General features: G+C 65.6%; 23 protein-coding genes. 17 read left to right on the forward strand and 6 right to left on the reverse strand.

Going from position 1 to position 24,557, the window contains the following annotated elements:
- Positions 1 to 197: 197 nt before the first annotated feature.
- Complete coding sequence (locus tag ACK5L9_RS20620; protein ID WP_416913329.1) at positions 198 to 485, reverse strand: co-chaperone GroES; 288 nt, start codon at positions 483 to 485, stop codon at positions 198 to 200.
- Positions 486 to 668: 183 nt separating this feature from the next.
- On the opposite strand from ACK5L9_RS20620, the gene ACK5L9_RS20625 reads away from it, so the two are divergent.
- From ACK5L9_RS20625 to ACK5L9_RS20635, 3 genes are all read left to right on the forward strand, one after another.
- A complete protein-coding gene (locus ACK5L9_RS20625) occupies positions 669 to 1,967 on the forward strand; it encodes a glycosyltransferase family 4 protein (RefSeq protein WP_416913330.1) in 1,299 nt (432 codons plus the stop codon).
- A gap of 76 nt (positions 1,968 to 2,043) precedes the next feature.
- Positions 2,044 to 3,048: a TraB/GumN family protein gene (locus ACK5L9_RS20630; protein WP_416913331.1), complete on the forward strand. Its 1,005-nt coding sequence runs from the start codon at positions 2,044 to 2,046 to the stop codon at positions 3,046 to 3,048.
- 76 nt (positions 3,049 to 3,124) lie between these two features.
- On the forward strand, positions 3,125 to 3,955 hold the full coding sequence (locus ACK5L9_RS20635; protein ID WP_416913332.1) for a bifunctional allantoicase/(S)-ureidoglycine aminohydrolase: 831 nt from the start codon (positions 3,125 to 3,127) through the stop codon (positions 3,953 to 3,955).
- A gap of 18 nt (positions 3,956 to 3,973) precedes the next feature.
- Here ACK5L9_RS20635 and ACK5L9_RS20640 read toward each other — a convergent pair whose 3' ends face one another.
- Both ACK5L9_RS20640 and puuE read right to left on the reverse strand, forming a co-directional pair.
- Complete coding sequence (locus ACK5L9_RS20640) at positions 3,974 to 5,398, reverse strand: uracil-xanthine permease family protein (RefSeq protein ID WP_416913333.1); 1,425 nt, start codon at positions 5,396 to 5,398, stop codon at positions 3,974 to 3,976.
- Positions 5,399 to 5,517: 119 nt separating this feature from the next.
- On the reverse strand, positions 5,518 to 6,930 hold the full coding sequence (puuE, locus tag ACK5L9_RS20645; RefSeq protein ID WP_416913334.1) for an allantoinase PuuE: 1,413 nt from the start codon (positions 6,928 to 6,930) through the stop codon (positions 5,518 to 5,520).
- A 266-nt stretch (positions 6,931 to 7,196) separates the two neighbouring features.
- On the opposite strand from puuE, the gene ACK5L9_RS20650 reads away from it, so the two are divergent.
- From ACK5L9_RS20650 to ACK5L9_RS20675, 6 genes are all read left to right on the forward strand, one after another.
- Positions 7,197 to 8,912, forward strand: coding sequence for an arylsulfatase (locus ACK5L9_RS20650; protein WP_416913335.1), 1,716 nt, complete (start codon positions 7,197 to 7,199; stop codon positions 8,910 to 8,912).
- A 114-nt stretch (positions 8,913 to 9,026) separates the two neighbouring features.
- A complete protein-coding gene (locus tag ACK5L9_RS20655) occupies positions 9,027 to 9,638 on the forward strand; it encodes a holin-associated N-acetylmuramidase (RefSeq protein ID WP_416913336.1) in 612 nt (203 codons plus the stop codon).
- Positions 9,629 to 10,132: a holin family protein gene (locus ACK5L9_RS20660; protein WP_416913337.1), complete on the forward strand. Its 504-nt coding sequence runs from the start codon at positions 9,629 to 9,631 to the stop codon at positions 10,130 to 10,132. Before ACK5L9_RS20655 ends, ACK5L9_RS20660 begins: the two co-directional genes overlap by 10 nt.
- 99 nt (positions 10,133 to 10,231) lie before the next feature.
- Positions 10,232 to 12,193 carry a heme lyase CcmF/NrfE family subunit gene (locus ACK5L9_RS20665; RefSeq protein WP_416913338.1) on the forward strand — a complete coding sequence of 654 codons (1,962 nt, stop codon included), beginning with the start codon at positions 10,232 to 10,234 and terminating at the stop codon, positions 12,191 to 12,193.
- The gene (locus ACK5L9_RS20670) at positions 12,190 to 12,648 is read left to right on the forward strand and encodes a cytochrome c-type biogenesis protein (RefSeq protein ID WP_416913339.1); all 459 of its coding nucleotides are present in this window, start codon (positions 12,190 to 12,192) and stop codon (positions 12,646 to 12,648) included. Before ACK5L9_RS20665 ends, ACK5L9_RS20670 begins: the two co-directional genes overlap by 4 nt.
- A gap of 63 nt (positions 12,649 to 12,711) precedes the next feature.
- Complete coding sequence (locus ACK5L9_RS20675) at positions 12,712 to 13,482, forward strand: enoyl-CoA hydratase-related protein (protein WP_416913340.1); 771 nt, start codon at positions 12,712 to 12,714, stop codon at positions 13,480 to 13,482.
- On the opposite strand, the gene ACK5L9_RS20680 is transcribed toward ACK5L9_RS20675, so the two are convergent.
- The 3 genes from ACK5L9_RS20680 to ACK5L9_RS20690 form a co-directional block, all read right to left on the reverse strand.
- Positions 13,483 to 14,169 (reverse strand): NUDIX domain-containing protein, encoded by a 687-nt coding sequence (locus ACK5L9_RS20680; protein ID WP_416913341.1) that lies wholly within the window; start codon positions 14,167 to 14,169, stop codon positions 13,483 to 13,485.
- Positions 14,166 to 14,570: a DUF983 domain-containing protein gene (locus tag ACK5L9_RS20685; protein WP_416913342.1), complete on the reverse strand. Its 405-nt coding sequence runs from the start codon at positions 14,568 to 14,570 to the stop codon at positions 14,166 to 14,168. Before ACK5L9_RS20685 ends, ACK5L9_RS20680 begins: the two co-directional genes overlap by 4 nt.
- Positions 14,571 to 14,661: 91 nt before the next feature.
- Positions 14,662 to 16,050, reverse strand: coding sequence for a diguanylate cyclase (locus ACK5L9_RS20690; protein WP_416913343.1), 1,389 nt, complete (start codon positions 16,048 to 16,050; stop codon positions 14,662 to 14,664).
- Between the two features lie 117 nt (positions 16,051 to 16,167).
- Here ACK5L9_RS20690 and ACK5L9_RS20695 point away from each other — a divergent pair, with 117 nt between their 5' ends.
- From ACK5L9_RS20695 to ACK5L9_RS20730, 8 genes are all read left to right on the forward strand, one after another.
- Positions 16,168 to 16,458, forward strand: coding sequence for a DUF3572 domain-containing protein (locus tag ACK5L9_RS20695; RefSeq protein WP_416913344.1), 291 nt, complete (start codon positions 16,168 to 16,170; stop codon positions 16,456 to 16,458).
- Between the two features lie 60 nt (positions 16,459 to 16,518).
- Positions 16,519 to 17,103 (forward strand): heme NO-binding domain-containing protein, encoded by a 585-nt coding sequence (locus ACK5L9_RS20700; protein WP_416913345.1) that lies wholly within the window; start codon positions 16,519 to 16,521, stop codon positions 17,101 to 17,103.
- A complete protein-coding gene (locus ACK5L9_RS20705) occupies positions 17,100 to 18,122 on the forward strand; it encodes a GGDEF domain-containing protein (protein ID WP_416913346.1) in 1,023 nt (340 codons plus the stop codon). The genes ACK5L9_RS20700 and ACK5L9_RS20705 overlap by 4 nt, the downstream gene beginning before the upstream one ends.
- Before the next feature lie 39 nt (positions 18,123 to 18,161).
- Positions 18,162 to 18,791 carry a nicotinate-nucleotide adenylyltransferase gene (locus tag ACK5L9_RS20710; protein WP_416913347.1) on the forward strand — a complete coding sequence of 210 codons (630 nt, stop codon included), beginning with the start codon at positions 18,162 to 18,164 and terminating at the stop codon, positions 18,789 to 18,791.
- On the forward strand, positions 18,788 to 20,203 hold the full coding sequence (locus tag ACK5L9_RS20715) for a D-alanyl-D-alanine carboxypeptidase (protein WP_416913348.1): 1,416 nt from the start codon (positions 18,788 to 18,790) through the stop codon (positions 20,201 to 20,203). The genes ACK5L9_RS20710 and ACK5L9_RS20715 overlap by 4 nt, the downstream gene beginning before the upstream one ends.
- A complete protein-coding gene (locus ACK5L9_RS20720) occupies positions 20,200 to 20,781 on the forward strand; it encodes an ImuA family protein (RefSeq protein ID WP_416913349.1) in 582 nt (193 codons plus the stop codon). Before ACK5L9_RS20715 ends, ACK5L9_RS20720 begins: the two co-directional genes overlap by 4 nt.
- Positions 20,696 to 22,189: a Y-family DNA polymerase gene (locus ACK5L9_RS20725; RefSeq protein ID WP_416913350.1), complete on the forward strand. Its 1,494-nt coding sequence runs from the start codon at positions 20,696 to 20,698 to the stop codon at positions 22,187 to 22,189. Before ACK5L9_RS20720 ends, ACK5L9_RS20725 begins: the two co-directional genes overlap by 86 nt.
- Before the next feature lie 613 nt (positions 22,190 to 22,802).
- Entirely contained in the window at positions 22,803 to 24,557 is a 1,755-nt protein-coding gene (locus ACK5L9_RS20730) for a PHP domain-containing protein (protein ID WP_416913351.1), read from the forward strand.

Consider the following 24,557-nt stretch of genomic DNA (forward strand, 5'->3'; position numbering starts at 1 on the left):
GTGATGCGCGGTGCGCCGAACGACTTGTCGATGACGACGTTGCGGCCCTTCGGCCCCAGCGTGACCTTGACGGCGTCGGCCAGGATGTTGACGCCTTTCAGCATCCGGTCGCGGGCGTCGGTATTGAACTTGACTTCCTTGGCAGCCATTTGAATCTCCTAGAGTTTTCGTGAAGGTGCGTGTGTTCGGGCGGCCTGTCAGCCGATGATGCCCAGAATGTCGCTTTCCTTCATGATCAGCAGTTCTTCGCCATCGACGGTAACTTCGGTGCCCGACCACTTGCCGAACAGCACGCGGTCACCCGCCTTGACCGCCGGGGTGATCAGCTCACCCGAATCCTTGCGCGCGCCTTCGCCGACCGAGACGATCTCGCCCTCGGCGGGTTTTTCCTTGGCGCTGTCGGGGATGATCAGCCCGCCCTTGGTTTTTTCCTCGGACTCGACGCGGCGGACCAGCACGCGGTCATGCAGCGGTTTGAATGCCATATTAACACTCCGATGTTTCAGGTTGCAGTGTCGCATTGTTGGCACTCATGTGCAGCGAGTGCCAATGACGGTGATCTAGGCGCAAGGACCGGCGCTGTCAACGGTCGGGCCTGGGAAATTCGCTTGACGGGTTAGGAATGCGATTGATATTTAACAAATCATAGCTTTAGCTGGGAACTGTTGATGCAACGTCGCCTGCGCGCATTGCTGATCGCCGAGGCGGCGAATCCTGAATGGGTTTCGGTTCCGCTGGTCGGCTGGTCCGTGGCCAATGCGCTGCGCGAGGTGGCGGATGTGCATCTTGTCACCCAGATCCGAAATCGCAAAGCGATCCTGCGGACAGGGATGGCCGAGGGGAGCGATTTCACCGCCATCGACAGCGAGAAGATAGCCATGCCCCTGTGGAAGCTGGCCAGCAAGCTGCGCATGGGCAAAAGTGCCGGCTGGACGATTAACCAGTTCATCACATCGTTCAGCTATGGCTATTTCGAGCGGCTGGTGTGGCGGCGCTTTGGTCCGGCGATCCGGGCGGGCGAATACGATCTGGTGCATCGGCTGACGCCGCTGTCTCCGGCGGTCAACAGTTCGCTGGCGACGAAATGCGCACGGGCGGGCGTGCCGTTCCTGCTGGGCCCGATCAATGGCGGGGTTCCGTGGCCGCCGGGCTTTGCAAGCGAACAGCGGCGCGAACGCGAATGGCTGTCGAATGTGCGCGGCCTGTATCGCTTTCGTCCCGCGCGGGCGCGGATGTTGCGCGCGGCTTCGGCGATCCTGTGCGGATCGCGCTTTGCACTGGCCGAAATTCCGAAGCAATACAGTAACAAGACCATCTATCTTCCGGAAAACGCCATTGATCCTGCACGGTTCAATCAGACCGCGCCGCAGAATGGCCGCTTGCCGCTGCGTGTCTGTTTCGTCGGACGGCTTGTCCCGCTGAAGGGTGTGGATATGGCGCTGACAGCGATGGCACCTCTGCTGCGCTCGGGCGCGCTGACCTTTGACATCATCGGCGATGGTTCGCAAGGACAGGCGCTGCGAAATCAGGTCGAACGCGAAGGGTTGCCGGGGGTCACGTTCCACGGCTGGCAAGATCACCAGAAAGTGCAGAGTATCGCGGCGACCTGCCAGCTTTTCCTGTTCCCCTCGATCCGCGAATTTGGCGGCGGTGCCGTGCTTGAGGCGATGTCGCTTGGCGTTGTGCCGGTGGTGCTGAACTATGCGGGGCCGGGCGAACTGGTTGACGATTCCACGGGTTATCGGATCCCGCTGGGAAGCCGTGCCGAGGTGATTGCCGCGCTGTCGGGCATCCTGCAATCCATCGCCGACGATCCCGCGCCCCTCTACGCCAAGGCGCGCGCCGCGCAGGCTCGCGTGCGGGCCGATTTCACATGGTCTGCCAAGGCGGAGCAAATCCTGAACCTCTGGCAGGCGGTTCTGGACGGGCAAAGCCCGTTGCCGCAGGTGATGCGACTGCCTGACTGAGCATGTCCTTGCCGGTCCCGCTGGCGCAGCCATCCGTCACGTGGCAAGCTGACAGCGGTTCACAACGGAGTAAGCGATGCGACTGGTCCTGTCCCTGCTGATTTCCCTCATTGCCGCGCCGCAACTGGCGGCCGAATGCGTCGGGCGCAATCTGATCGAGGCATTGCCGCAAGCCGGGCGTGACCGGATCGACGAAGCGGTGGCACAGGTGCCCTTTGGCAAGGGCCTGTTGTGGCAGGCAACCAAGGGAGAGGCGCGGATGGTGCTGGTCGGAACCTATCATTCCGGCGATCCGCGCCATCAGCGGATGCTGGACAGGCTTGAGGCCGAGCTGTCCGGCGCGGCGGCGCTGTATGTCGAGGCCGGTCCCGAGGAAGAGGCAAAGCTTGAGGCGGCGGTGGCCGCGAAACCCGATCTGCTGGTCCAGACCGAAGGGCCGCCCCTGCCCGAACGCCTCAGCGACGCCGAATGGACCGCCGTGTCCGGGGCGATGGAGGCGCGCGGCACCCCTGCGGTGATCACGGCCCGGATGCGCCCGTGGTTTGTCGCCACGATGCTGAGCCTGCCGCCGTGCATGATGGAGTCGTATCACAGTGACGTCCCCGAGGGGCTGGACAATCTGCTGATCGCCCGTGCCGGGGAAATGAACCTGCCGGTCCTGTCGCTTGAGCCATGGGAAACGTTGTTCAGCGTCTTTGCCGATCTGACCCCGCAGCAGGAAATCGACTTGCTTCGGGGGGTCTTGCCCGCAGCGGAACTGGCCGACGATTACGCCGTCACGCTGACCGATTCCTATTTCGCGGGCGATGTCTGGGAGATATGGGAATTTTCCCGCTTCGACGCCTATGCCCGTTCCGGCTTTTCCCCGGCAGAAGTGGACGCGCAGATGCTGCTCTTTCGGGAAAACCTGATGGATGAGCGAAATCAAAGCTGGATCAGGCCATTGACGCGGGGCGCTGTCAGTGCCGCCGCGCAGGACCGACAGATTGTCGCGGCCTTCGGGGCGCTGCACCTGCCGGGCCAAGAGGGGGTCTTGCGGCTTTTGGAAAAGGATGGCTGGACGATCCGGCGGCTGGAATGACGGGCCGATTGACCACAGGCACGAGGCTGCATAACCATGCCCCCGCGCGGCAGACCCGCCGCCAGCAGGAGCCGTCATGACCGCCAGATACTTTTCCCCGCAAGGAGGCCATCCTGGCCAGCAGCAGCTTCTGACCGACCGCGCCATCTTTACCGAGGCTTATGCGGTCATCCCGAAGGGAACGATGCGTGACATCGTGACCAGCTTTCTGCCCTTCTGGGAAGGGACGCGCCTCTGGGTCATCGCCCGCCCGCTCAGCGGTTTCGCCGAGACATTCTCGCAATATATCATGGAGGTCGCGGCGGGGGGCGGTTCGGACCGGCCGGAAGCCGATCCCGATGCCGAGGCGGTGTTGTTCGTGGTCGAGGGGACAGCGGCGCTGACGGTCGGGGCTGCGCGGCATGAGCTGACGCCGGGCGGCTATGCCTATCTGCCGCCGGCAACGGACTGGACCCTGCGCAATACCGGCCCCGGCACGCTGCGCTTTCACTGGATCCGCAAAGCCTATGAACCGGTCGAGGGGCTGGACCGGCCCGATCCGCTGATCCTGAACGAAAACGATATTGCGCCGGTGCCGATGCCGGGAACCGACGGCGCATGGGCGACCACGCGCTTTGTCGATCCGGCCGATCTGCGCCATGACATGCATGTCACCATCGTCACCTTCCAGCCGGGCGGGGTCATCCCCTTCATGGAAACGCATGTCATGGAACACGGGCTTTACGTTCTTGAGGGCAAGGCCGTCTATCGGTTGAACAATGACTGGGTCGAGGTCGAGGCTGGCGATTACATGTGGCTGCGTGCCTTTTGCCCGCAGGCCTGCTATGCGGGCGGGCCGGGCAGGTTCCGCTATCTGCTGTACAAGGACGTGAACCGGCACATGGCGTTGCGGCCAGCGCGGGGCTGACCGCAGCGGGGCGGTGGTTCAGCCGCGGTCGTCGCGTGGCAGCGATCCCCGGCCATGGCCTGACATGCCGCCCGACACCTCTTCGGTGGATTCGCTGGCCAGTTCCTCGGGCAGGATCAGGTTCAGCGCGATGGCAATCAGCGCGGCAGGCAGGATCCCGGAGGTGGCCAGCACCTGCAACGTGCCCGGCAGATGTTGCAGCGCGCCGGGTTCAAGCTGCAACCCCAGCCCAAGTGACAGGGCGATAGCAAAGATCACCATGTTGCGGCGGTTCCAGTTCACATCCGACAGCATCGAGATGCCTGCCGCGACGACCATGCCGAACATGACGATCACGCCCCCGCCAAGAACCTCGATCGGAACGGATGAGATGATCGCCCCGATCTTGGGGATCAGCCCGCAGACGATCAGAAAGATCGCGCCGATGGTGACGACATGGCGGCTCATGACCCCGGTCATGGCGATCAGGCCGACATTCTGGCTGAACGAGGTATTGGGCAGCGCCCCGAACAGCCCCGACATGGCCGTTCCCAGACCGTCGGCAAAGGTCGCGCCCTGAATTTCGGCATCTGTCGCCTCGCGCCCCGCGCCGCCTCTGGTGATACCCGAGACATCGCCCACCGTCTCGACCGCCGAGACAAAGGCCATCAGGCAGAAACCGACAATCGCCGCGACCGAAAATTCCATCCCGAAATGCAGCGGATCGGGCAGGGCAAAGCCCGCCGCCGTGGCGACGGGGGCAAGATTCACCTGCCCCAGCAGAAAGGCCACGGCATAGCCCACCAGCAACCCGATCAGCACCGCCGAGACCGACAGCATCCCCCGCGCAAAGAATTTCAGCCCCAGCGTCACAAGGATCACCACCCCGGCCATGAACCAGTTCAGCGCCGAGCCGTAATCCTCGGTGCCAATGGCGGGCACGCCGCCCGCCGCGTATTGAACCCCCACCTGCACCAGCGCCAGCCCGATCATCGTCACCACCAGCCCGGTGACAAGCGGCGGCAGGGCAAAGCGGATCCTGCGGATGAACAGCCCCAGAAAGGCGTGAAACAGCCCGCCTGCGAAGACCCCTCCCATCAGTACCGCGATTGCGTCCACCCCCTTGCCCGCGACCAGCGGGATCATGATCGGAATAAAGGCGAAAGAGGTGCCCTGAACGATGGGCAGGCGCGCGCCCACCGGACCCGCGCCGATGGATTGCAGCAGCGTCGCGAGGCCGGCAAAGAACATCGACATCTGGATCATGTAGATCATGTACGGAAAATCGGGGCTGTTGGACCCGAAGCCGAACCCCGCCGCCCCGCAGACGATGATCGCCGGTGTCACATTCGAGACGAACATTGCCAGCACATGCTGGATCCCCAGCGGTATGGCGGTGGTCAGCGGCGGCGTGTAATCCGGGTCGCGCAACTGTTCGGGCGTTCCGATCGAGGTGTGGTTCATGATCTTTATCCCCTGTCTGTGCAAAATGCTGGCCAGTTCCGACGGTCATGGCCGGTTTTGAATGTGGATTGGTGATTGAAACATGTCTGTCGGCAGTGTCGTTGTGATCCTTTCTGCAATCATCGGTCCAGCTTGTCGCTCAGGCGCAGCGCGGCGATGCGTTCGACCTGACGGCATGCCTCGGAAAATTCGGTGTCGCGGTCGTTGTCCAGCCGTCGCGTGAACGCCCGCAGGATCGACGCCTTGTTGTGATCGCGCACGGCGATGATGAACGGAAAGCCGAATTTTGCAACATAAGCCTGATTGAGACGGGTGAACGCGGCGCGTTCCTCGTCTGTCAGTGCGTCCAGCCCCGCCGAAGCCTGTTCGGCCGTCGATTCCGCCGTCAGCCGCCGGGCCTGCGCCAGTTTGCCCGCCAGATCGGGATGGGCGGTCAGCACCGACAGGCGCTGTTCGTCGCTGGCCGACCGGAAAACCCGCGTCAGCGCGCTGTGAACGCCTTGGGCGCTGTCATGGGCGGGGCCAAGTTCCAGCCCGTGCGCCTGCACGGCAATCCATGGGCTATGTTCGAAAATGCCGCCAAACTCGGCGACAAAGCGGTCCAGATCCATATCCGAGGGTCGGTCGCGGCGGATCGGCGGGTGCCGTTCGGCCCAGTGATCGGCAATCTGTTCCCGCGTCGCGAACCAGACCAGATCATGCGCCCGGAAATGATCCAGCGCCCGCGCCAGTGCCGCGGCCCGGCCGGGCCGTCCGGCCAGACGGCAATGCAGCCCGATGGACATCATCTTTGGCGCGCCCTGCCGTCCCTCGGCATAGAGCATGTCGAAACTGTCCTTCAGATAGGTCTCGAACTGATCACCGCTGGTGAACCCCGCCTGAATTGCAAAGCGCATGTCGTTGCAATCCATCGTGTAGGGCACGATCAACTGATCCTTGCCGCCCGCCCTGACCCAATAGGGCAGATCGTCGGCATAACTGTCGGCGATATAGGCGAAATCGCCCTCGGCGGCGGCAAGATCGACGGTGTTCACCGAGCAGCGCCCCGTATACCACCCGCGCGGGGCCCGGCCCGTCACCTCGGTATGCAGGCGGATCGCCTCGCGGATCTGCGCAAGCTCTTCGTCGGGGGGCATGTCCTTGTGTTCGATCCATTTCAACCCGTGGCTGGCGATCTCCCACCCGGCGGATTGCATCGCGGCCACCTGATCGGGCGCGCGCGCCAGCGCGGTGGCGACGCCAAAGACCGTAAGCGGCACATCGCGCAGCATCCTGTGCAGACGCCAGAATCCCGCGCGCGACCCGTATTCATAGATTGATTCCATGTTCCAGTGCCGCTGTCCCGGCCATGGCTGCGCGCCGGTGATTTCCGACAGGAACGCCTCGGATGCCGCATCCCCGTGCAGGATGTTGTTTTCCCCCCCTTCCTCGTAATTCAGGACGATCTGCACGGCCAGTCTGGCACCGCCCGGCCAGTCGGCGTCGGGAACATGGGGGCCGTGACCGGCCATGTCGCGGGGATAGCGTTTCACGATGTGATCCTTGGTGATCTTTGTGGCTTTGGTCTCTGATCAAACAGGAAAATTCGCCGCTTTGCCAGAAAATCCGCCAATCTGGACCGCTCTGTCCGGCCTGTGATCCGGAAACCGGCAGCACCGCCCGATGCCCGGCGGGTATGATCCAAGACTCTGCCGGGCATTGTCCGAAACGGTTCGGTCGCGCACCGTTCCCGCGTCCTGCTCCGTGCCTTTGGGTTGTGGCGTTGACGCAGGGATTGCTGATTTTTGGGGAGGAAAACATGTCTCTTTCGGGGAACGCGTGCCGCCTTGGTGCCGTGTTGGGAATGCTTGTGGCATCGGCCGCGCCGCTGTTTGCGCAACCGGCCGGGCGACCGAATATTCTGGTCGTCGTGGCCGACGATCTTGGCTATTCCGATCTGGGGGCCTTTGGCGGCGAGATCAGCACCCCCACGCTGGACGGGCTGGCCGCGCAGGGGACGCTGCTGACCTCGTTCTATACCGCGCCTTTCTGTTCGCCGACCCGCGCCATGCTGATGACCGGGACCGATAACCATCAGGCTGGTTTCGGTGCCATGACCGAACTGATCCCGCCGGAAATCCGTGAAAATCCGGGCTATGAGGGTTTTTTGAACGATCATGCGCTGGCCTTTCCGCAATTGCTGCAACAGGATGGCTATCGCACCTATCTGACCGGCAAATGGCATCTGGGCACCACACCAGAACGCAGCCCGGCCATGCGCGGCTTTGATCATTCCTATGCGCTGGTGCAGGGCGGGGCGGGGCATTTCGACCAGACCGGCATCATCGCGGTCGATCCGGCGGTACGGCCAAAGGCGCTGTATCGCGAGGACGGGCAAGAGGTCGATCTGCCGCAGGATTTCTATTCCAGCCAGTTCTTCGTGGACCGGATGATCGACTATCTTGAGGCCGACAAGGACAGCGATCAGCCATTCTTTGCCTATCTGGGCTTTACCGCGCCGCATTGGCCCCTTCAGGCCCGTGCCGAAGATATCGCGAAATATGACGGCGCTTATGCCGACGGCTATGACGCCCTGCGCGCGCGCCGCGTCAGCGCGATGAAGGACAAGAGCATCATCCCCGCCGGTGCCGAGGTTTATCCCGGCAATCCGGCATGGCCGCACTGGGACACGCTGGCCCCGCATATCCAGAAGGCCGAGGCCAGGCGGATGGCGGTCTATGCGGCGATGGTCGATTCGATGGATCGCGAACTGGGGCGGCTGATCGACTATCTTGATGCCAGCGGCGATCTGGACAACACCTTTATCGTGTTCCTGTCTGACAATGGCGCGGATGGCAACACGGCGGCGGATGTGGCGCGCACCCGCGAATGGATCGAACAGACCTTTGACAACAGCGTCGAAAATACCGGAATGCCGGATTCCTATATCGATTACGGTCCGGGATGGGCGCAGGTCGGCTCGACCCCGCTGCGCCATTTCAAGGCGTTTCTCTATGAGGGCGGCATCCGTGCCCCGGCCTTTGCGGTGCTGCCGAAATCACAGCGGTCCGGGCGGGGCGGCGTCTCGGCGGCCTTTACGCATGTGATGGATGTGGCCCCGACGATCCTGGACATTGCCGGGGTTGCCCCCGCCGGGGACAGTTTCGGCGGCCAGCCCGTTCACCCGATGCAGGGGGCCTCGATGCTGCCCTTTCTGCGCGGCGAGGCCGATGCCGTCCACGGCCCCGATCACGTCACCGGCTGGGAATTGCAGGGTCGCAAGGCGTTGCGCAAGGGCAACTGGAAGATCGTCTATGCCAACCCGCCTTGGGGGACCGACAGGTGGGAATTGTTCGACCTGTCGAAAGACCCCTCAGAGATGACCGATCTGTCCGCGCAAATGCCTGACAAGGTTGCGGAACTTGATGCCGAATATCAGGTATGGGCGGCACGCAACGGGGTGCTGGACCTGACCGGACTGGGCCGTACGGTCGGCTATAGCAATGGGATGGAATATTACAACGACATCCCCTGACGCCGCCGGATGTGCCGTTGCGCAACGGGCGCAGGGTTAAGGGGCGGTTAACCCTGCCCCGTCACCTTTGACCCTTCCGTCGATCCGGGCGGAGTCAGGCGCAAGGGGGCCGGGATGCAAGGTGTTGAGGAAATCGCGCGACAGATCGTCATGCGCGAGGGCGGTTACGTGAATGACCCCGACGATCCGGGCGGGGCGACGAAATTCGGGGTGACTTTGGGGACGATGCGGTCTTTGGGGCGGGATCTGACCCGCGACGGGCGGATCGACGCGGCGGATGTGAAGTCGCTGACCCGCGCGCAGGCCGAAGGGATTTTCATCGAACATTATTTCCGCAAACCGGGACTGGCCGAATTGCCCCCGGCGGTGCAGGCCAGCGTCTTTGACATGTATGTCAATGCTGGCACGAATGCGGTCAAAATCCTGCAACGGCTGGTCACGCGCATGGGCTTCGCGGCGGCAGCGGATGGCATTGTCGGGCCGGCCACCATCGCCGCTGCGGCTGCCGCCGCAGCGGCCGCACCTGCGCATTTCGCCGATGCCTATGGAATCGCGCGGCGCAATTATTACTATGCGCTGGCCGATCAGCGCCCGGCCAGCCGCAAATTTGCCCGTACGCAGGCGGGGGGCAAAGGCGGCTGGATCCTGCGCGCCGAGGAATTCATCGCGCCGAAATATCACCTGACCGGGGCCGAACATCGCGAAAGGACCGCAGCATGGGCATGATCGACCGTTTCCTTGGCGTCTCGCAGGGTGTCACTGCGCTTGGCAGCGCCGCCACCGGCATGGCCGAGGTCTTTACCCGCAGCGCCACCCGCGAGATGGAGCTGGACCATCAGGCGCGGGACCGGGCGACGGGCCAGTTCGCGCAAGAATTCGTATCGGTCCACGCAGGCTTGTTCGACAGCTTCGTCAACGGGCTGAACCGGCTTCCCCGGCCCGTCATGGCGCTGGGGACGATGGCGCTGTTTGTCTATGCGATGGTCGAACCTGGCGGTTTCGGTGTCAGGATGCAGGGGCTGCAACAGGTGCCCGAGCCGCTGTGGTGGCTGCTGGGGGCGATTGTCGGGTTCTATTTCGGGGCGCGCGAGGCGTATCATTTCCGCAATCGCCCCGCCGCGCGGCAGGGGCCTGTACCGGGCCATGCCGCCGCCCCGCCAGACGGGGATTTCGCCGATAATGCCGCGCTGCAAGACTGGGCGGCGGGCTTGCGCGCTTAGGTCGCATGCGGCACACGGAAAACTGAGGGCAGGCCGCAAAGGGGGGACTTTCCCCCCTTTTTTCGTGGGTTTATGCTGGACCGGAACGGAGGGTGCCCCATGATCGCAGAATTTGGCCATTTCGCCCTGATCCTGGCCTTTGCCGTGGCGCTTTATCAGATGATCGTGCCGATGATCGGCGCGGCGCGCGGCTGGCAGGGCTGGATGGACAGTGCGCGACCGGCGGCCCTGGCGCAGTTTCTGCTGACAGGACTGTCCTTCGCGGCGCTGACGGCGGCCTTTGTCACCTCGGATTTTTCATTGAAGCTGGTCTATGAGAACAGCCACACGGCCAAGCCGATGCTGTACAAGATCAGCGGCGTCTGGGGCAATCACGAGGGTTCGATGTTGCTGTGGGTGCTGATCCTGTCGCTGTTCGGAGCGGCTGCGGCGGTGTTTGGCGACAACCTGCCGCCCAGCCTGCGCGCGCGGGCCCTGGGCGTGCAGGCGGCCATCGGCGCGGCGTTTTACGGCTTTATCATCTTCACGTCGAACCCGTTCCTTCGGCTGGCCAATCCGCCCTTCAACGGGCGCGACCTGAACCCGCTGTTGCAGGATCCGGGTTTGGCCTTTCATCCGCCGTTCCTGTATCTGGGCTATGTCGGGCTTTCGATGTCTTTCAGTTTCGCCATGGCCGCGCTGATCGAGGGGCGGGTGGACGCCGCATGGGCGCGCTGGGTCCGGCCCTGGACGCTGGCTGCGTGGATGTTTCTGACCGTCGGCATCGCGCTGGGATCATGGTGGGCCTATTACGAGCTGGGCTGGGGCGGGTTCTGGTTCTGGGATCCGGTGGAAAACGCCAGCTTCATGCCCTGGCTGCTGGCCGCCGCGCTGCTGCATTCGGCGATCGTCGTCGAAAAGCGCGAGGCGCTGAAAAGCTGGACGATCCTGCTGGCGATCATGGCCTTCGGTTTTTCGCTGATCGGGACGTTCATCGTACGCTCGGGGGTGATCACCTCGGTTCACAGCTTTGCCAGCGATCCGGCGCGGGGCGTGTTCATCCTTGCGATTCTGGCGGTGTTCGTCGGCGGCGGGTTGACGCTTTATGCCGCGCGGGCAGGCGGGATGACGGCACGGGGCGTCTTTGCCCCCGTCTCGCGCGAGGGGGCGTTGGTGCTGAACAACGTGCTGCTGGCGGTCTCGGCGCTGGTGGTCTTTGTCGGCACCATGTGGCCGCTGCTGGCCGAGGCGCTGTGGGCGCGCAAACTGTCGGTCGGTGCCCCCTTTTTCAATCAGGCATTCACCCCTTTCATGCTGGCCATGGCCTTGGTGCTGCCCGTTGGCGCGATCATGCCGTGGAAGCGTGGCAACCCGGCGCGGGCGATCAGGCAATTGCGCGGCGCGCTGATCCTTGCCGGGGCGGTCGCGCTGCTGGTCTTTGCCGTCTCGACCGGTCGGTCGGCAATCGCGATGATTGGCGCGGGGCTTGGCGCGTGGCTGATCGCGGGGGCGGCGGCGGATCTGTGGCAGCGCACCGGCAATTCCGGCGCATCGCGGCTGCTGCGCCTGCCGCGCGCCGACTGGGGCAAGGCGGTGGCCCATGCCGGGCTGGGTGTCACCTTTATCGGCATCGGCCTTCTGACCGCCTGGCAGACCGAGGATATCCGCGTTGCCCGCCTGGGCGAGCCGTTCGAATTGTCGGGCTATCAGATCACGCTCACCGCCGTGGACGAGGTCGAGGGGCCGAACTACACCGCCACCCGCGCCACGCTGGCGGTGGCGCGGGGCGGGCGGCAGGTCGCGGAACTGCACCCCGAAAAGCGGGTCTATCCCGTGCAGGCCATGCCCACGACCGAGGCTGCCATAGATAACGGCATTTTCCGCGACATCTATCTGGTGATCGGCGATGAGCAGCAGGGCGGAGGCTGGGCCGTGCGCAGCTATATCAAACCCTTTGCCAACTGGATCTGGGCGGGGGCGATGCTGATGGCCATTGGCGGGCTGATCAGCCTGTCGGACCGCCGCTATCGCGTGGCGGCGGGTGCCCGCAGGGCGCGGCTTGCGGCGGTGGCGGCGGAATGAGGCGGCTGGTCCTTCTGCTGGCGCTGCTGCTGACCCTGCCGCTGACCGCGATGGCGGTACAGCCGGACGAGGTTCTGGCTGATCCCGCCCTTGAGGCACGCGCGCGCGAAATCTCGCAAAAGCTGCGCTGCCCGATTTGTCAGGGCGAGAATATCGACGAATCGAACGCCTCGATCAGCCGCGATCTCAGGCTTTACGTCCGCGAACGGCTGGTCGCGGGCGATGACAATGATCAGGTGATCGACGCGGTGGTGGACCGCTTCGGAGAATTTGTGCTGTTCGATCCGCGCGCCCGCGGCGGCAACCTGATCCTGTGGCTGGCAGGGCCGGGCATGGCGCTGATCGCGCTGCTGATCGTCTGGCGCTTTTTCCGCACAAGATCGGCCCCCGCGCTGCCCGACACTGCCCTGACCGAAGATGAAAAGGCGCGTCTGCAACAGATCATGCACGATTGACGTGGCGTATTTCTTTCGCCGCTGCCGGTTTTCTGCATGATCGCCGTCAAAGAGGGATTTTCCATGAGCTATCAGACAATCCAGTTCGGCATCGCCGACGGCATCGCCACCCTGATCCTGAACCGGCCCGAGGTGATGAATGCGCTGAACACCCGGATGCGGGCCGAAATCACGCAGGCCCTGACCACCCTGCCGCCCGAGGTGCGTTGCGTGGTCCTGACCGGTTCGGGCCGCGCCTTCTGTTCGGGGCAGGATTTGCAGGATGCCGACGCGGCCGCCGATCTTGAGGCGACGCTGCGCAATGAATACGAACCGATGCTGCATGCAGTGGTGAACTGCCCCGCGCCGGTGATTGCGGCGGTGAACGGCACGGCGGCCGGGGCCGGGGCCAATCTGGCGCTGGTCGCGGATGTGGTGATCGCGGCCGAAAGCGCCAATTTTATTCAGGCCTTCACACGGATCGGGCTGATCCCCGATGCGGGCGGCACATGGGCGATACCGCGCGCCGTCGGCGGGGCGCGGGCGCGGGGCATGATGCTGTTTGCCGATGCCATCACCGCCCGGCAGGCCGCCGACTGGGGCATGATCTGGGAGGCGCTACCCGATGACGGTTTCGCCGAAGGCGTGGCCGCGCGCGCCCGGCATCTGGCCGGCGGTCCGACTGCGGCCTATCTGTCGGTCCGTCACGCGGTCGCCGAATCCTTTGACAATGATCTGGACGACCAGTTGAAGCTTGAGGCGCGCTTGCAGGGTCAGGCCGGGCGCAGCGCCGATTTCCGCGAGGGCGTCGCGGCCTTTCTGGAAAAGCGCAAGGCGCGGTTCACCGGACGCTGATCAGGTGATCTGGGTAAATCGCGGGGCAGGGCCGCGATTGTCGAAGAACGGCACCGTATCGGGCACCGGCAGCGGGTCGTGATAGGCGACCCCGCCGGTCAGTTCGGCGACCTCGGCCAGCACCACCTCGGTGATGAAGGGCAGGTTCAGTTTCCGCGCCTCGGTCAGGGGCACCCAGTGCAGATGCGACAGCTCATCGCAGGCTCCGCTGAAATCGTCGGGATCGCCGCTGATCGTCGCGGCATCGGCCACAAAGAACCGCGCGTCGAAACGGCGCGGTCGCCCCGGCGGCGTGATAGCCCGGAACACATAGCGCAGATGGGCGGCGTCGGGGCTGAGTCCGGTTTCGGCATAGCCGGGCCAGCCGCTTGCCGGGCCATTCGCCGCGCCGATCAGCAGACCGGTCTCTTCGGCCAGCTCGCGCAAGGCGGCGGCGGCGATGGCATCGGCGTTGACGGGGGCCTCGGGGCGCGGCTCGACCAGCAGGCGGCGGCGGTCAAGCTCGCTGGGGGGGCGTGCCAGAGGGGCGTCGGCATCCTCGGCATCCAGCGCGCCACCCGGAAAGACGTATTTCGACGGCATGAACGCGGCCTTCGCGCCGCGCATGCCCATCAGGACCGAACTGCCCTGCGGCCCACGCCGCAGCAGGATCATGGTCGCCGCATCGCGGATGGGCTGACCGCTCATGCCGAAGCCGGTTCCGCGCCGAAACCGTGCATCCGCCGCGCCCATTGCAGCCCGACCATCGCCCCCTTGATTCGCGGCAGCAGCAGCAGCGACAGGATCACCGCGCCAAGACCAAAGCTGAAAATCATCGTCATCGCCGAAGGCCGCCACATCATATAGCAGGCCAGCAGGATCGGCGCGCCCAGATGCGAGACCAGCAGGATCGTCAGATAGGCCGGGCCGTCATCGGCGCGCTGATGATGCAATGCCTCACCGCAATCGGGGCAATGATCGGCGACCTTCAGATAGGATGAAAACAGCTTGCCCTTGCCGCAAGCAGGGCAGCGTCCGCGCGTGCCGCGCCACATAGCCTCGCCCGTGGGACGTTCCGCATCGGCCGGAGTCACCTCTGTCTGCGCCATTCCGCATCCTTCCTTCGCATGCACCGGCATCAGGATAGTCACTTTCGCAGCCACGGGCCAGAGAAAGAGCTATGCGCCCGGAAGGATGGGGTCACGCCGCATATTCCGCCTGCGCCAGCATCACCCGGTTGCGGCCAAGGGATTTGGCGGTCAGCAGCGCCTGATCGGCGCGCTCAAGGATCAGTTCGGCCATCATGTCATGGGCTATCGAACAGCCCGCCCCGGTCATGATCGCCGCGCCGATGGACAGGGTCGCGCGAATGCTTGCCGCCTCGTTGCGGTTCGGCAGGCGTGTGGGATGGGCCTCGACGGCGCGGCGGATGGTTTCGGCGATGCGAAAGGTCTTGGCCTCGTCCGCATCGGGAAGAATAGCCAGAAACTCTTCTCCGCCGAGGCGCGCGGTCAGGCCGTCGGTGGCGATGGCCTGATCCAGGATCTGCGCGACATTCCGCAACACCGCATCGCCGGCCGCATGACCATAGCGGTCATTGACCCGTTTGAACCAGTCCAGGTCCATGATCAGGACCGCAAAATTCGACGCATTCTCAAGGCTTTGATGTGCCGCTTCGGCCAGTCGGGGCAGCGCGTAGCGGCGGTTGTACAGCCCGGTCAGCGGATCGGTCATGGCCAGTTGCAGATTGTGCCGGTCCTCGGCGCGCAGCTTGTCGGCGCGCTGTTTGCGCAACAATTGCGATTCGACGGCCAGTGCCGTTTCCTCAATCCCCGCCGCGCCGCCCAGATTGACAGGCAGAACCTCGCCCGCGCCCAGATCCAGCGCGATCGAGTGGATTTCCTCGCGTCCGGGCATGGTGGCGATCAGAAAACCCGAATGGCGCGATCCGTTGCGCGAGCGCAGTTCCGACAGCAGCCGCAGCCCATCGCCCCGCGTCTCGATATCGGCGGCGATCAGATACAGATCCGAGCCGCGCCCGTCAGAGGCCGCGCGCAGCGCCTCTTCGGGGTCGCAGGCGATAAAACGATAGGGCAGGCGCGGGCCCAGCAGGTGTTTCCAGCACAATCCACGCCCCGGCGAATCGGCAACAAGCGTGATGCGCGCGGGTGCCGCGTCAAAGATTGCCGGAGGTTCGGCCATCTCTGCCCGGCGGTCCGAAACGCTGTCCGAATCGCGCAGGATGCTGCGAATCCGGGCCAGCAGCATATGTTCATCGACCGCGGGTTCCAGCACGGCGGCAGCACCGGCGCGCAGCGCCTCAAGCCGGTCCGGGGCATCGGCCAGAATCAGCACGGGAATCGCGGCAAGATCGGGATCGGTCGCCAGCCGCTGACACAGATCAATCGGTCGCTCATCGCCAAATCCGCCGCCCAGAATGATCAGGTCGGGCCGGTGATGTCGCGCAAATGCCGATAATTGCGCGGTATTCGGCGCGATCACCACATCATAGCAAGCCGCTGTCAGGCGCACCTTCAGCGTGATGCGGTGGGTCGCGATGCCATCCGCGACAAGGATGCGTGCGGTCATCTTGCAGGTCGCCTCTTTCTGGATAGGCCTTGGCGCGACGATGACAGGAAATGTTTAACAAAGTGTTTCCGGCACCCGGCCCGTGTTAGAAAGCGCCCGGACAACATGAGACGACAGATGAGCTTTTCTACAGATGCCGCCCGGAACCTTGCCCTTGAAGCGCTGGTTTTCGTGGCTTCGCGGGCCGATCTTGCCCAAGGGCTGATGGCCGCCAGCGGGCTTGCGCCTGATCAGTTGCGCAAGGCCGCCGAGGAACCCGACTTCGGCCTTTATGTTCTTGAATTCCTGCTGGAAAGAGATGACATGGTGCTGGAATTCGCGGCGGATCGCGGTATCCGCCCGGATGACGTCATGGCAGCCCGCACCGCGCTTGCCGGACCCGGCAGCTATGGCTGGGACGCGGATTAGAAGGCGGGTTACGGGTTCTTAATTCTTTCGCCCTATAGCTGTGCCCAAGCAGAGGTGAAGATGCACAGGCTAGTCAGGCGATCATGTGAGGCATTCCTTCGCGCCACCTATGGTGACGCGTTCTGGCGCGACGTGGCCGAAGCGGCGGGGATCGATGCGCGCGGATTTTCGCCGGCGGTCAGACCGGGGGAAAACCCAAGCCATGTCCTGATGCGCGAGGCGGCACAGCGGCTGGGAAAGCCCGAGCACGATCTGCTTGAGGATCTGGGCGCGTGGCTGGCGCGGCTGGAACCGGTGCGCAGGCTGTTGCGGTTCTCGGGGCGCGATTTCCGGGAATTTTTGCAAAATCTGGTCGAATTGCCGGATCACGCACATATGGTCATTCCGGATCTTGGGCTGCCGGACATGACCGTGACCCATGAGGGGTCGGAAAGCATCCGCGTGATCCTGCCCCGCAAGCGTTCGGAATGGAGCTTTGCCCTGGCGGGCATCATCCGGGCGATGGCCGATGATTACGGCGTCCTTGGCCTGATCTGGGTCGAGGATAATGCCATCCATGTCCTGATTTCGGATTGCGCATTTTCGGCGGCCCGCGATTTCCGTCTTGGTGGCGAGGATGCGCATCGCGAAACGGAGGCGGGATGAGCGATCAGTTTTCGGTGACGGTCGGCAGTCAGGTTCTGTCCCTGCTGCTGCCCATGCATGTGCTGGCCGGGGCCGATGGCAGGATTCTGGGCGCGGGCCGCACCGCCCGCAAGCTGATCCCCGAGGGCGCGATATGGATGGGCGATGTCTTTGAAATGACGCGCCCGGTGCCGACCCGCAGGCCGATGACCGAAATCCTGCGCTGCGCGGGCACCGGCGGGCGGATCGGTCTTCGCATGACCGGCGATGCGCGGCTGAACCTGCGTGGCCATGTCCTGCCGGTCGAGGATGGCAAGCTGCTGCTGAGCCTTGGCTTTGGCATCGGTCTGGCCGATGCCGTCCGCAAGCTTGACCTGACCGACAGCGATTTTGCGCCCTCGGAACTGGCGATCGAGCTGCTGTTCCTGCACGAGGCCAATCGCGCCGTGATGGGCGAGCTTTCGATGTTCAACTCCAGCCTGGATGCGGCGCGCAAGGCCGCCGAGACGCAGGCCAGCACCGATGTGCTGACGGGGCTGTGCAACCGGCGCGGCTTTATGCTGGCGCTTGAGGCGGCGCTGCGGGCGGCGCAGGGGACCGGCGCGTCGCGTCGCGGGCAGGGCTTTACGCTTGCGCATCTGGATCTGGATCACTTCAAGGACGTGAATGACCGCTTTGGTCACGCAGCCGGGGACGAGGTGCTGTGCAAGGTCGCCCATGTGCTGCGCGATGTGATCCGCGACGACGATCAGGCGGCGCGGTTTGGCGGCGATGAATTCGTGCTGCTGTTGCGCGGGGTTCAGGACCGCGTCTTGCTGGAACGTCTGGCACTGCGCATCAAGACCGAGGTGGAAAGGCCGATCCCGGTGCCGGGCGGAAGCTGCGCGGTCTCGGTCAGCGTCGGCATGGTCACAAGCCGTTGTTTCGAGGCACCGACCGCCGATCAGATGCTGGCGGCCTCGGATCGGGCGCTTTACCAGTCGAAACATGACGGACGGGCCTGCGCGACCATCGTTACCGCGCCGCAGGCACGGGCGTAGCATCTTTTCCTTTGCGCGGCGCGCGATTACAGACAGGCGATGGCACAGGATTTTCCCCTTGCATGGCCGGGCGCGCGGATCGGGATTCTGGGCGGATCCTTCGATCCCGCGCATCAGGGCCATGTGCAGATTACACGGACCGCGCTGGCGCGGTTCGGGCTGGATCAGGTCTGGTGGCTGGTCAGTCCGGGCAATCCGCTGAAGGCGCGGGGGCCCGCGCCTCTGGCCGCGCGGATCGCCGCCGCGGGCCGGGTCATGCGGGATCCGCGCGTACGGATCACCGGGATCGAGGCCAGCCTGGGAACGCGGATGACCGCCGACACGATAGCGGCGCTGCAACGGCTCTATCCGGCTGTGCGCTTTGTCTGGCTGATGGGATCGGATAATCTGGTGCAGTTCGACCGTTGGGACCGATGGGACGAGATAGCGGCACGGGTGCCCCTTGGCGTGCTGGCGCGGCCGGGATCGCGGCTGGCGGCACGGCATGCGCGGGCGGCACGGATCATGCGGGGCTGGCGGCTGCCCGAATCGGCCGCGCGGCTGTTGCCACTGCTGCCCGCACCGGTCTGGGTAATGATCAATCTGCCGATGTCCTCGCTGTCATCGTCGGAAATCAGGCAGCAGCAGCGCGGCGGGGCAGGGACCGAAAGGAAGGAACGGCAGGGATGATGTCGCGGCGAAATCTGCTGACCGGGGCGCTTGCGGTCATGATCGGGTCACGTGCGGCGGCCCTGCCGGGCGGCCTTGGGCAACGTCCTCCGGCGCGGCCCGTACCCGGCGCGGCTCAGGTGGTGGCGCGGGCCGGGCTGGCGGCGCGGGTGTCTTATGCGCTGCTGGATCCGGGAACGGGTGTGTTGCATGACGGGGCGGCGGCCTTTGCACCGGTCACGCCCGCCAGCACACTGAAGGTCGTGACCGCGCTTTACGCGCTGGACCGGCTGGGGCCGTCCTTCAGGTTCCGGACCCGGATCCTGCGGGCGGGCGACATGATCATTCTGGCGGGCGGCGGCGATCCTCTGTTATCTACCGACGATCTGGAACGGCTGGCGGGCGATCTGGTGGCCAGCGGGCAGGGCAGTCTGGCGCGTTTCGCGGTCTGGGGCGGTGCCCTGCCGCGCCTGTCCGAGATCGCGCCGGGGCAGGCGGACCATCTGGCCTATAACCCGGCGATGTCAGGCATGATCCTGAATTTCAACCGCGTCCATCTGGGCTGGCGGCAAAGTGGCGGCGATTATCGGATGTCGCTTGAGGCGCGGGCCGAGGCGCATTCGCCCCGCGCCTATACGATCACCGCCGCGCCTGGGGCACAGGTGTCGTTGTTCAGCTATGGGGCCGGGGATGGGCGCGAAAGCTGGACAGTGTCGCGCGCGGCGATGGGTAAGGCGGGCAGCCGCTGGCTGCCGGTCCGCAAGCCCGAGCTTTACGCCGGTGACGTGTTCCAGACCCTCTGCCGTGCCAAGGGGCTGGTCCTGCCCGCGCCCGAGGTGATCGGTGCGCTGCCCGTCGCGACGCAAGAGATCGCGGCGCTGGACAGCCCGGCGCTGCGCGACATTCTGCGGGGGATGCTGAAATATTCGACCAACCTGACCGCCGAGGTGGTGGGCCTGCGCGCCAGCGGTGCCTCTGGTCCGGGGGCTTCCGCGCGAGCCATGCGGGACTGGCTGGTTGCGCAGGGGTTGGGCGTCGGCTTCAGCCTGGCGGATCATTCCGGCCTGTCGGCGGACAGTCGCGTGACCGCCGGGGGGATGGCGCGGATTCTGGCGGGACCGGGGCTGAGCGCCGGGTTGCCCGATCTGCTGAAGCCCGAGGTGCCGCCGCCCGGCCGGGACGTGCCTGCCCCCGATGTCGTGGCCAAGACGGGCACGCTGAACTTTGTGTCGAACCTTGCCGGATATGCGCGCGACGGTGGCGGGCCGTGGCTGGCCTTTGCCGTCATGTGCACCGATGGCGCGCGCCATGCGGCGACGCGGGGGGCCGAAAATCCGGCGGGTGCCGCCGGATGGACGCGCCGCGCCAAGACGTTGCAGCACGATCTGGTCCTGTCCTGGCTGGGCCGGTTTGGTCAGGATCGCGGGCCATGAACGCGACGGTGCCGGAATTTCTGCAACTCAAGCCCGGTCGCGTCCACGAGGCCAGCGGGCCGGGGGCGACCAGCTTTGCCGCCGTGGCGGCGGCGCGGTCCGGCGGCGATGTGCTGTGGGTTCTGCCCGGTCATGCACTAGGGCGGCTGAACCCGCAGGGGCTGTCGCTGTTCTTTGATCCGGCCCGGTTGCTTCTGGTCGATGCCCTGCGCCATGACGATGCGCTGGCCGTCGCCGAAGAGGCGTTGCGATCCGGCGCGGTGGCGCTGGTCGTGGCAGAGCTGTCGAAACCTCTGGGCCTGACACCGGGGCGGCGGCTGCAACTGGCCGCCGGGGCGGGGCAGGCGACCGGGCTGTGCCTGATCCCCGAGGCGATGGGCAGCAATGTCGCCGAGACCCGCTGGCTGTGCGAGCCGCGTTTCGGTGCGGCGGACTCGACATCGATGCGGTGGCAGCTTAATAAGAACAAATCAGGAACAATAGGGGCCTGGGATGTTCGGTGGAATCACGCGTCGCGTCGTCTCGATCTGGTTTCCGCGTCTGGCGACGGACCGGGTTTTGCGGGTGCGCCCGGTTGAGGGGCCCTTTGCGCTGACCCTGACGCAAGGCAATGCCGAGCGTTTGTATTGCCTGAACCCCGCGGCCGAATCGCTGGGGCTGTCGCGGGGCATGACCGGGGCCGATGCGCGCGCCTTTTGCCCCGACCTGACCAGCGCGCCCGCCGATCCGCTGGCCGATGCGCGGTTTCTGGCGCTGCTGCGGCGATGGGCCACGCGCTATTGTCCCTGGGTCGGGAATGAGGGTGGCGACGGGCTGGTCATGGACATCACCGGATCGGCCCATCTGATCGGGGGCGAGGCGGCGCTGCTGGACGATCTGCGCGCCCGGCTGGATCGGGCGGGGCTGTCGGCGCGCGCAGGGCTGGCCGACACGCGCGGCGCTGCCTGGGCCCTGGCGCGGCATGGCGGCGGCGTGGCCGCGCCCGGCGCGGGGCTGGCGGCCATCGCGGCGCTGCCGGTCGAGGGGTTGCGCCTGCCTCCGGACATGGCCGTTGCGCTGCGGCGGTTGGGGTTGCGGCGGATCGGCGATCTGGCCGGGCAGCCGCGCGCGCCTCTGGCCCGGCGTTTTGGGCCGGGGCTGATGATGCGGCTGGATCAGGCATCGGGCCAGCAGCCCGAGGCGATCAGCCCCGATCCCGAGCCGCCCCGCCATGCCATTCGTCTGACCTTGCCCGAACCGGTCGGCCTGCTGGAGGATGTGATGGCGGCGACCGCCCGGCTGCTGGACCGGCTGTGCGAAAGGCTGGCCGCGCAAGACAGGGGCGCGCGGGTGCTGTGCCTGACGCTGCGCCGCGTCGATCAGGAAAGCCGGCAGGTGGAATTGCGTCTGGCCCGCGCCCTGCGCGATCCGGCCCGGATCCTGCCGCTGTTCCGACCGGGGGTCGAGGGTGTGGATGCGGGCTTTGGCATTGACGTGATGCGGCTTGAGGCGCTGGTGGTCGAGGATTTGCCCGCGCAGCAGACCGGCAATGCCGGGGTGGCGCGCAAGGACCGGCTGGACGATCTGATCACCCGGCTGGGGATGCGGGTCGGGCTGGAAAACATCCGCCGTTTTCTGCCCGCCGAAAGCCACATCCCCGAGCGCAGCTTTCAGATCGCGCCGGCCGCCTGTTCGCAGCCCTCGGGCAACTGGACCAGCCCGCGCCCGCGTCCCTTGCGGATATTCGCGCCGGAACCGGCCGCGGGACAGGGAGGGGCAGGGCAGGGTGGACTGCCGCCGCAGCGGTTTCGCTGGCGGAGTATGGCGATGGTGACGGCACGGGTGACGGGCCCCGAGCGGATCGCCCCGGAATGGTGGCTGGACGATCCGGCATGGCGCTCTGGTTTGCGGGATTACTGGCAGGTCGAGACAGCGCAGGGCCGGCGCCTGTGGATGTTTCACACGCCGCTGTCGCCGGGCTGGTTCGTGCAGGGGGAGTTCGCATGAGATGGCAGGCGGAACCGGACCGACGGGCGGGCGTTGCATCGGCTCTGCGCGCGATGGTTGGTGCCGGGGCTGCGGAAAGTTCCCGCAAATGCCGGATATGGCGCGTCATTCGGGGGGCATGGGGACAGCAGCGGGGTACAGGTTGTGGGTTGCCGCCATGCCTTGTCCGGGGACGTGGTGCAGCGTCGCCGCCGGATTTATTGCGTCCCGCGACGGCCGGGGGCGCTGCGCCCCCCGGACCCCCCGCTACCGCCTGCGGCGGAAAGCCGGGTTCCGGGGGGGATCTGCTGCGGCGGTCATCGCGATTGCGGCAGGCCAAGGCCGCAGGAGGTCAGACAAACCCGCCCCAGACCGGAATTTCCCGCCACGACGGGACAAAATCCGTTATGCGCAGATTTCGCTGTCATCCGGGGTGTGGTGCGACGGTCTGTGTCCCTGTTGCCGCGCGGGATGCCCGGTTCAGCCGGTGCGGAATGCTGCGCCCGACCGTTCTTGTTCACCCGCTGGCCATCCGCAGACCGCCTGCGCGCGAAGCGCGCCCCCGCCCCTTTCCATTTATGCAGCCTTTGCCGGGCTCTGTCATAGCCGACATCGCTGCGAGGCTGGTCCTGTCATGACGATCCAGCCGGAAAGCGGTTCATGGAGCGAGAATATCGTGATGTCTGAAACCTATGCCGAACTGGGCGTGACCACGAATTTCACCTTTCTGACCGGTGCCTCGCATCCCGAGGAACTGGTCATGCGCGCCTGTGAGCTGGGGCTGCCGGCCATGGCGATCACCGACCGCAACTCGGTTGCGGGGGTGGTGCGGGGCTGGACGGCGCTGCGTGAGTTGCGCCGCAAGGGGACCGGCGAAGGATTGCCGAAACTGATTGCCGGCAGTCGTCTGGTGCTGCGCGACTGCCCGGTCGAGTGGCTGGCCCTGCCGACCGGTCTGCGCGCCTGGCAGCGGTTGTCGCGGCTGCTGAGCCGGGGCAAGCGGCGGGCCGAAAAGGGCGATTGCGATCTGCGGCTGGACGATCTTCTGACGGGTTGCGCGGGGCTGATCCTGATTGCCCTGCCACCTGCGGATGGCGACCCGGCCCCGGTAATCCGGCAGGTCAGGCAGCGCTATCCCGGCGATGTGTTTCTGGGCGCTGCCCCGCGTTACGATGGCAGCGACCAGGACTGGTTCAACCGTTGCGCGCTGCTGGCGCAGCGGGTTTCGGCGCCGATGGTGGCGGTGGGCGATGTGCTGATGCACCGCGCCGCGCGCCGCCCGCTGGCCGATGTGCTGACCTGCATCCGCGAGGGCTGTACCATCGACACGATCGGCACCCGCGCCCTGGCCAATGCCGAACGCCGCCTGAAATCCCCCGCCGACATGGCGCGGCTGTTCCGCCATCACCCCGCCGCCATTCGCCGCAGCGTGGAAATCGCCGCCCGCTGCGCCTTTGATCTGGGTCAGCTTGGCTATGATTACCCCGACGAGATCTCGGGCGGCGAGCCGCCCCAGGCGCGGCTTGAACGGCTGGCCCTTGAAGGGCTGGTGCGGCGCTGTCCCGATGGTGTGCCGCCCGCCTATCGGGCGCTGGCCGACAAGGAACTGGCGCTGGTGGCCGAACTGAAATTCGCCGCCTATTTCCTGACCGTGCATGACATTGTCGCCCATGCCCGCAGCATCGGCATTCTGTGTCAGGGGCGCGGCTCGGCGGCAAATTCGATTCTGTGCTGGGCGCTTGGCATCACCGATGTTGCGCCGGATCAGATCAGCATGGTGTTCGAACGCTTTGTGTCGCGGCACCGGGGCGAGCCGCCCGATATCGATGTCGATTTCGAACATGAGCGCCGTGAAGAGGTGATCCAGTGGATTTACGCCAGATATGGCCGCCACCGCGCCGGGCTGTGCGCGACGGTGATCCATTTCCGGTCGCGCGCCGCGATCCGCGAGGTGGGCAAGGTCATGGGCCTGTCGCAGGACGTGACGGCGGGCCTGTCGGGCCAGATCTGGGGGATTTCCGGGCAGGAGCCCGATCCCCAAAGGCTGCGCGAGGTCGGGCTGGATCCCGGCAACCGGCGGCTGATGCAGACGGTGGATCTGATCCGCCAGATCATCGGCTTTCCGCGCCACCTGTCCCAGCATGTCGGCGGTTTCGTGATCACAAGGGGCCGGCTGGACGAACTTTGCCCGATCGAGAATGCCGCGATGGAGGATCGCACCGTCATCGAATGGGACAAGGACGACATCGACGCGCTGGGCCTGCTCAAGGTCGATGTGCTGGGGCTGGGGATGCTGACAGCGATCCGCAAGGCCTTTGGCCTGCTGCAGGATCATCGCGGCATCGCCATGACCCTTGCCACCCTGCGCCCCGATGCCGGCCCGGCGTGA

The sequence above is a fragment of the Paracoccus sp. (in: a-proteobacteria) genome (genome assembly GCF_047973135.1).
In the GTDB taxonomy this organism is placed as follows: Bacteria; Pseudomonadota; Alphaproteobacteria; order Rhodobacterales; family Rhodobacteraceae; genus Paracoccus.

Excerpts from the sequence above, each read along its gene's own strand:
- ACK5L9_RS20685 (WP_416913342.1), bottom strand. The coding sequence starts at position 14,570 with ATGGCGCAGACAGAGGTGACTCCGGCCGATGCGGAACGTCCCACGGGC.
- ACK5L9_RS20675 (WP_416913340.1), top strand. The coding sequence starts at position 12,712 with ATGAGCTATCAGACAATCCAGTTCGGCATCGCCGACGGCATCGCCACC.
- ACK5L9_RS20635 (WP_416913332.1), top strand. The coding sequence starts at position 3,125 with ATGACCGCCAGATACTTTTCCCCGCAAGGAGGCCATCCTGGCCAGCAG.
- ACK5L9_RS20730 (WP_416913351.1), top strand. The coding sequence starts at position 22,803 with ATGACGATCCAGCCGGAAAGCGGTTCATGGAGCGAGAATATCGTGATG.
- ACK5L9_RS20650 (WP_416913335.1), top strand. The coding sequence starts at position 7,197 with ATGTCTCTTTCGGGGAACGCGTGCCGCCTTGGTGCCGTGTTGGGAATG.
- ACK5L9_RS20620 (WP_416913329.1), bottom strand. The coding sequence starts at position 485 with ATGGCATTCAAACCGCTGCATGACCGCGTGCTGGTCCGCCGCGTCGAG.
- ACK5L9_RS20715 (WP_416913348.1), top strand. The coding sequence starts at position 18,788 with ATGATGTCGCGGCGAAATCTGCTGACCGGGGCGCTTGCGGTCATGATC.
- ACK5L9_RS20625 (WP_416913330.1), top strand. The coding sequence starts at position 669 with ATGCAACGTCGCCTGCGCGCATTGCTGATCGCCGAGGCGGCGAATCCT.
- ACK5L9_RS20720 (WP_416913349.1), top strand. The coding sequence starts at position 20,200 with ATGAACGCGACGGTGCCGGAATTTCTGCAACTCAAGCCCGGTCGCGTC.
- ACK5L9_RS20700 (WP_416913345.1), top strand. The coding sequence starts at position 16,519 with ATGCACAGGCTAGTCAGGCGATCATGTGAGGCATTCCTTCGCGCCACC.
- ACK5L9_RS20655 (WP_416913336.1), top strand. The coding sequence starts at position 9,027 with ATGCAAGGTGTTGAGGAAATCGCGCGACAGATCGTCATGCGCGAGGGC.
- ACK5L9_RS20665 (WP_416913338.1), top strand. The coding sequence starts at position 10,232 with ATGATCGCAGAATTTGGCCATTTCGCCCTGATCCTGGCCTTTGCCGTG.
- ACK5L9_RS20640 (WP_416913333.1), bottom strand. The coding sequence starts at position 5,398 with ATGAACCACACCTCGATCGGAACGCCCGAACAGTTGCGCGACCCGGAT.
- ACK5L9_RS20705 (WP_416913346.1), top strand. The coding sequence starts at position 17,100 with ATGAGCGATCAGTTTTCGGTGACGGTCGGCAGTCAGGTTCTGTCCCTG.
- ACK5L9_RS20630 (WP_416913331.1), top strand. The coding sequence starts at position 2,044 with ATGCGACTGGTCCTGTCCCTGCTGATTTCCCTCATTGCCGCGCCGCAA.
- ACK5L9_RS20670 (WP_416913339.1), top strand. The coding sequence starts at position 12,190 with ATGAGGCGGCTGGTCCTTCTGCTGGCGCTGCTGCTGACCCTGCCGCTG.
- ACK5L9_RS20690 (WP_416913343.1), bottom strand. The coding sequence starts at position 16,050 with ATGACCGCACGCATCCTTGTCGCGGATGGCATCGCGACCCACCGCATC.
- ACK5L9_RS20680 (WP_416913341.1), bottom strand. The coding sequence starts at position 14,169 with ATGAGCGGTCAGCCCATCCGCGATGCGGCGACCATGATCCTGCTGCGG.
- ACK5L9_RS20710 (WP_416913347.1), top strand. The coding sequence starts at position 18,162 with ATGGCACAGGATTTTCCCCTTGCATGGCCGGGCGCGCGGATCGGGATT.
- ACK5L9_RS20660 (WP_416913337.1), top strand. The coding sequence starts at position 9,629 with ATGGGCATGATCGACCGTTTCCTTGGCGTCTCGCAGGGTGTCACTGCG.
- ACK5L9_RS20695 (WP_416913344.1), top strand. The coding sequence starts at position 16,168 with ATGAGCTTTTCTACAGATGCCGCCCGGAACCTTGCCCTTGAAGCGCTG.
- ACK5L9_RS20725 (WP_416913350.1), top strand. The coding sequence starts at position 20,696 with ATGTTCGGTGGAATCACGCGTCGCGTCGTCTCGATCTGGTTTCCGCGT.